This is a genomic window from Bradyrhizobium campsiandrae, assembly GCF_014529705.1.
In the GTDB taxonomy this organism is placed as follows: domain Bacteria; phylum Pseudomonadota; class Alphaproteobacteria; order Rhizobiales; family Xanthobacteraceae; genus Bradyrhizobium; species Bradyrhizobium campsiandrae.
Window position 1 is genome coordinate 1 of sequence record NZ_JAANIH010000135.1, and the last position, 4,320, is coordinate 4,320.

Sequence of the window (4,320 nt, forward strand, 5' to 3'; positions counted from 1 at the left end):
GTCTGCGGCCTGGTCAAGCAGCTCGCCGGCCCGGACAAGGGCGGTCTGCCCGCGCCGTCCACCGCCGAAGATGTCGCGTTGAAGACGGGGCGCGTGCCGCCAGCGCCGCGCGAGGCGGGCGCCGAGCCTTCGAGCCTGGCGGGCAAGCGGCTCACCAAGCGCGAGCGTGAAGTGCTGAGGCTGATCAGCGAGGGTTTTTCGAACAAGCAAGGCGCGCTGCGGATGCAGATCAGCCCGCGCACCTTCGAGAGTCATCGGGCCGAAGCGATGCGCAAGCTCGGCGCACGCAACACCGCGGACCTCGTTCGCGCCGCGCTGTTGCACTCGATCGATTGAGCTTGTCGTCGGGCACCGCCTTTGTCGCGGCGCCGTCGTTGCGCCTAGAGATAGTCTTCGGCGAAGGGACGCACGCGCGAGGTCGGCCGCAGCATCTTCGGCTCTTCCTTCGGCGTATTCGGGATGATGGTGATGGTCCAGCGTGGCGGGATGGTCGATTCCTGCTCCAGCACGGAGCGGACAAAACCCGTCACCGTGGACTCGCCCGCCTTCACCGTTGCCATCCGGCCATTGAACTGCGCGATGCGGAAGCGACGGACCTCTTTCTGGTCCACAGTCTCATAGGTGAACATGGAAACCCTCCTGGTTTCCGGCGACTATCGCCACCTATGATTAGTCATCTCTAAAAATTGCAAACCGTATAAGTACGGCGGGTATTTGCGGGACGCGGTCAGGCCTGCGGTTCCTGCGCCTGCGCGGCGGTAAAGGCCGCGTCCATCTGCTGCAGCAGATCGTCAAATTCGCCGTTGCTGAGGGTGTCGGCAGTGCCCTCCAGCCGCAGCGCCAGCGTCGCGAGCCTGACATAGCCGAACGTCCTGGCCGTGCTCTTTAGCGAATGTGCCTCGCGCGCGATCCGGCCGCGATGCTGGCCGAGCTCAAGCGTGCGAAACAGCTGCAGTCGTGCACTGGTCTCGCTCCAGAACACCGCGCGCACTTCGCAAGCGCCATCCTCGCCGATCTCGCAGACCAGGGCGTCGAACGCACCAGCCTCGCGCACCGGCCCAAGCTCGCGCAGGGACACGGTGTCGTCTGCGCCTGGGGCGGCTGCGAATGCGGCGTTGAACATGGTTGTCCCGGTCTCCGTGATGCGGCGTCTGGGACGTCTACGCCATTCCGATTGCAGTTCCGGTCACGAGAAGCGTGGCGTTTGCGGGCGGAGTTAAACGCTTGCTTTACCATGCGCCGCTCCGCGCGTGCCGTCAGGGCCCGAGCAGCCGGTCATACTGGGCCTTGACGGTGGCGTAGCATTCGCAAGCCGTCTGGCGCAGCCCGTCGAGATTGAGGATCTGGATATGTCCGCGGCTGTAATGGATGAAATTGGCCTGCTGCAAGGTATTGGCGACCAGCGACACGCTGTTGCGCCGGGCGCCAATCATCTGCGCCATCGCCTCCTGAGTCAGCAGCAGCCGGTAGTCGCCTGACAGGTCATGGGTGTGCAGCAGGCAGCGCGACAGCCGCGACTCCACCGGGTGTGCCGCATTGCAGCCTGCGGTCTGCTGCACCTGCGCGTAAATCGCGAGCCCGTGCCGCGTCAGCAAGGTTCGCAGCGTGAGGCTCTGCTCGGCCGCGAGGCGCAGCCGCTCGAGGTCCATCACGGACGCGACGCCGGGAACCAGCACGACCGCCGTGTTCAGGGCACATGTATCGCCCATGGTCGAGAGCGTTCCGAGCAGGCTGCCGCGGCCGATCATCGCGACCTGGACATGCTCGCCCTTGGCGAGCTTCACGACCAGCGAGATCACGCCGCGGTGCGGGAAATAGACGCGCTTGAGCGTCTCACCGGTCTCGACCAGAACCGCGTCATGCGGCAGATCGACCGTGCGCAGATGTGGACGGATCAAGTCGTAATCGCCTGCCGACAGCGCCGACAGGAACCCATTGGATGGGCGCACCATCGTCTCCAAAGCTGCCTCCCGTCACTTTCGCCGACGACATGCCCGCCAGCGAAATCACCGTCCTCTGCCGAACAAGTCCATTATGTTTCTACCGGGATATATTGGCAATTGGTTCAGTTTTCACAGACATGGTTGGGCAATCGCCCGATACCGTCTTGTGTGCACACCGGCATGCAGCCGCGGTGCAAACGTCGACATCATCACGGTCGCGCCAGCAGACGGGCGTGATGGGCCTTCATGGCGGCATAACAGTCGCAAGAGGTTGCCTTCAGCGCGGGCAGATCGATGATCTCGATCTGACCGCGGCTGTAGCGGATGATGCCGGCACGTTGCAACGCGTGCGCGACCAGCGAAATGGCATTGCGGCGTACGCCCATCATCTGAGCCAGAGTCTCCTGCGTCAGCGGCAGGATTTCGCTGTCTGACAGATCTCGGGCCCGAAGCAGCCAGCGCGCCAGCCGGGCCTCAACCGGGTGCAGCGTGTTGCAGAGCAGGGATTGCTGTGCGTGCGCGAGCAGGGCCTGCTCATGCCGGATCATCAGGTTGTGGAATGGCACGCTGGTGGCGGCGATGGCTCGGCAAGCCGAGATTTCAAGCGCGGAAGCGGTCCCGGGGAAAAGGACGATGGCGTCGGACATCGCGATCCCATCGGTGAGCGCCGCGCAGCCGCCGACGATGCTGTCGCGGCCGAGCATTGCCACCTCGATCGTCTGCCCTTCGGACAGGCCCACCGTGATCGAAACCGTTCCGGCGTTCGGGAAGTGAACGTGTCGGAGGGCCGCACCTGCCTCACCCAGGACAGTCTCTCTGACCAGTTCGATCGTGACGAGATGAGGACGCAGCAGCGCAAGATCTGCTGCGTCGAGCGTTTGCAGCAATTGGTTGGAAGGTGGGCCGCTCGCGGTCATGCAGAATCCAGCCCTGTTCGAGGGGAGGTCAACGTTGCGCGGTCGACATCCAGTTGCGTGGTAGGGCGAGCATATTGTAATGGTTGTGTTGATGTCCATATACCCGTTGGGGGGCAGACAGCTCGCCGCATTTGCGGCGGAACTAAGAACACTGCTGATTCGTGAGCGCGCCCGGCGAGCCAGTATGCGTCGTCAGCCGGGAAAGAGTGGCAGGGGGCATCATGAGCTGGATACTGGCAACTCACGGCAGACATTCCGTCTGCCTTTGCTTCGGACATTTGCCGATCGACGCCTCTCCGTTGATTTGCCGATTTTCTTCAGCCGTCAGAGCTTGCCTCGCGCACCTGCGCAACCCGGTCGCAGATCTCGCTTTCATTCTGTTCGCATGTCGCCCCAGGGTGTGCGCGCGTGCGGTGGTCCCGATTTCATTGCCAGCAAGAGGAGAAAGGCGTGCGCCACGGTTCAATTGCTGAATCGCCGAAGCGAGAAATTCAAACGACGACAGAAGGTCTGCGCCATATTCTCGTTGTCGACGACGACCCGATGGTATCCATGGCCATCGAGATCTGTCTCCAGCGCAACGAATTTCGGGTCACCATTGCGGACGGCGGAGAGGCGGGGCTCCGCGCTCTCGGGAACGAGCAGTTCGACCTGATGATCATCGACATCTTCATGCCGCATATGCGCGGGTTCGAATCGATCCGGCTCTTTCATGATCGCGCGCCCGCCATTCCGCTGATTGCGATGTCCGGCTATGCCTTCGCGGATCTGAATTCGCCGGCGCCCGACTTCCTGAGGATGGCGTTGGAGCTTGGCGCGGCGCGCTGCCTGCGCAAGCCGTTCACACCGAAGGCGCTCCTGGCGGCAATCCGGGACTGTCTTGCCGAGCGCCAGGCGGCCGCTGCACGATTGGGTTAGCGCGTTATCGTTCGCGATGCCCGCGAAGTAAGACTCCGTTTACCGCGAGCCGGAATCTTGCGGATTTCATCGGCGCTCGACAGAAGGCCGCATACGCAATTCCGATCGCGTGGGATCCGGTTCAATTCGCGCGTCCACGCATATCCCCCGATCTCGGCAGGATTTTCTTCCGCTGCCCGCGGCAGCGTTATCCGCGCGTTTACCTGTCGCGTCTCCGGCCGGATGTTGCAGGCCGGATTTGCCGAAATCCGCGGTCCCGTGCGGTCGAAACGCAAACTTCGCTTCAATATCCGTATTAGCACGGAGGATGAAATTAACGGGACCGTGAAATGGGTTGTTTAACGATCCAGGAGCGGGCTTCCGCCGATTCCAAGCGCGGCGCAGGCGTCGAGGTCCAGCTCAGTTAAGGCGTAGCTCATGGATGATCTGTTGCGGGAGTTTCTGACGGAGACCAGCGAGAGCCTGGACACCGTCGACAATCAGCTGGTGAAGTTCGAGCAGGAGCCGAACAACGCCAAGATCCTGGATAATATCTTCCGCCT

General features: G+C 62.6%; 6 protein-coding genes. 2 read left to right on the top strand and 4 right to left on the bottom strand.

Going from position 1 to position 4,320, the window contains the following annotated elements; genetic code table 11:
- Positions 1–336 (top strand): LuxR C-terminal-related transcriptional regulator (locus tag G8O24_RS42190; protein WP_188108368.1); only part of this gene is annotated, 336 nt, incomplete at its 5' end.
- Positions 337–380: 44 nt separating this feature from the next.
- On the opposite strand, the gene G8O24_RS42195 is transcribed toward G8O24_RS42190, so the two are convergent.
- From G8O24_RS42195 to G8O24_RS42210, 4 genes are all read right to left on the bottom strand, one after another.
- Positions 381–629 carry a hypothetical protein gene (locus tag G8O24_RS42195; RefSeq protein ID WP_188108369.1) on the bottom strand — a complete coding sequence of 83 codons (249 nt, stop codon included), beginning with the start codon at positions 627–629 and terminating at the stop codon, positions 381–383.
- Positions 630–727: 98 nt separating this feature from the next.
- Positions 728–1,123: an Hpt domain-containing protein gene (locus G8O24_RS42200; protein ID WP_188108370.1), complete on the bottom strand. Its 396-nt coding sequence runs from the start codon at positions 1,121–1,123 to the stop codon at positions 728–730.
- 133 nt (positions 1,124–1,256) lie between these two features.
- The gene (locus G8O24_RS42205; protein WP_188108371.1) at positions 1,257–1,952 is read right to left on the bottom strand and encodes a Crp/Fnr family transcriptional regulator; all 696 of its coding nucleotides are present in this window, start codon (positions 1,950–1,952) and stop codon (positions 1,257–1,259) included.
- 200 nt (positions 1,953–2,152) lie between these two features.
- A complete protein-coding gene (locus tag G8O24_RS42210; RefSeq protein WP_188108372.1) occupies positions 2,153–2,860 on the bottom strand; it encodes a Crp/Fnr family transcriptional regulator in 708 nt (235 codons plus the stop codon).
- 510 nt (positions 2,861–3,370) lie between these two features.
- Between G8O24_RS42210 and G8O24_RS42215 the strand changes: the two genes are divergently transcribed.
- Positions 3,371–3,778 (top strand): response regulator, encoded by a 408-nt coding sequence (locus G8O24_RS42215; RefSeq protein ID WP_188108373.1) that lies wholly within the window; start codon positions 3,371–3,373, stop codon positions 3,776–3,778.
- Positions 3,779–4,320 lie beyond the last annotated feature (542 nt).

Bases quoted from the DNA above. Each gene is read 5' to 3' on its own strand.
- G8O24_RS42210 (WP_188108372.1), bottom strand. From the start codon at position 2,860: ATGACCGCGAGCGGCCCACCTTCCAACCAATTGCTGCAAACGCTCGAC.
- G8O24_RS42205 (WP_188108371.1), bottom strand. From the start codon at position 1,952: ATGGTGCGCCCATCCAATGGGTTCCTGTCGGCGCTGTCGGCAGGCGAT.
- G8O24_RS42195 (WP_188108369.1), bottom strand. From the start codon at position 629: ATGTTCACCTATGAGACTGTGGACCAGAAAGAGGTCCGTCGCTTCCGC.
- G8O24_RS42200 (WP_188108370.1), bottom strand. From the start codon at position 1,123: ATGTTCAACGCCGCATTCGCAGCCGCCCCAGGCGCAGACGACACCGTG.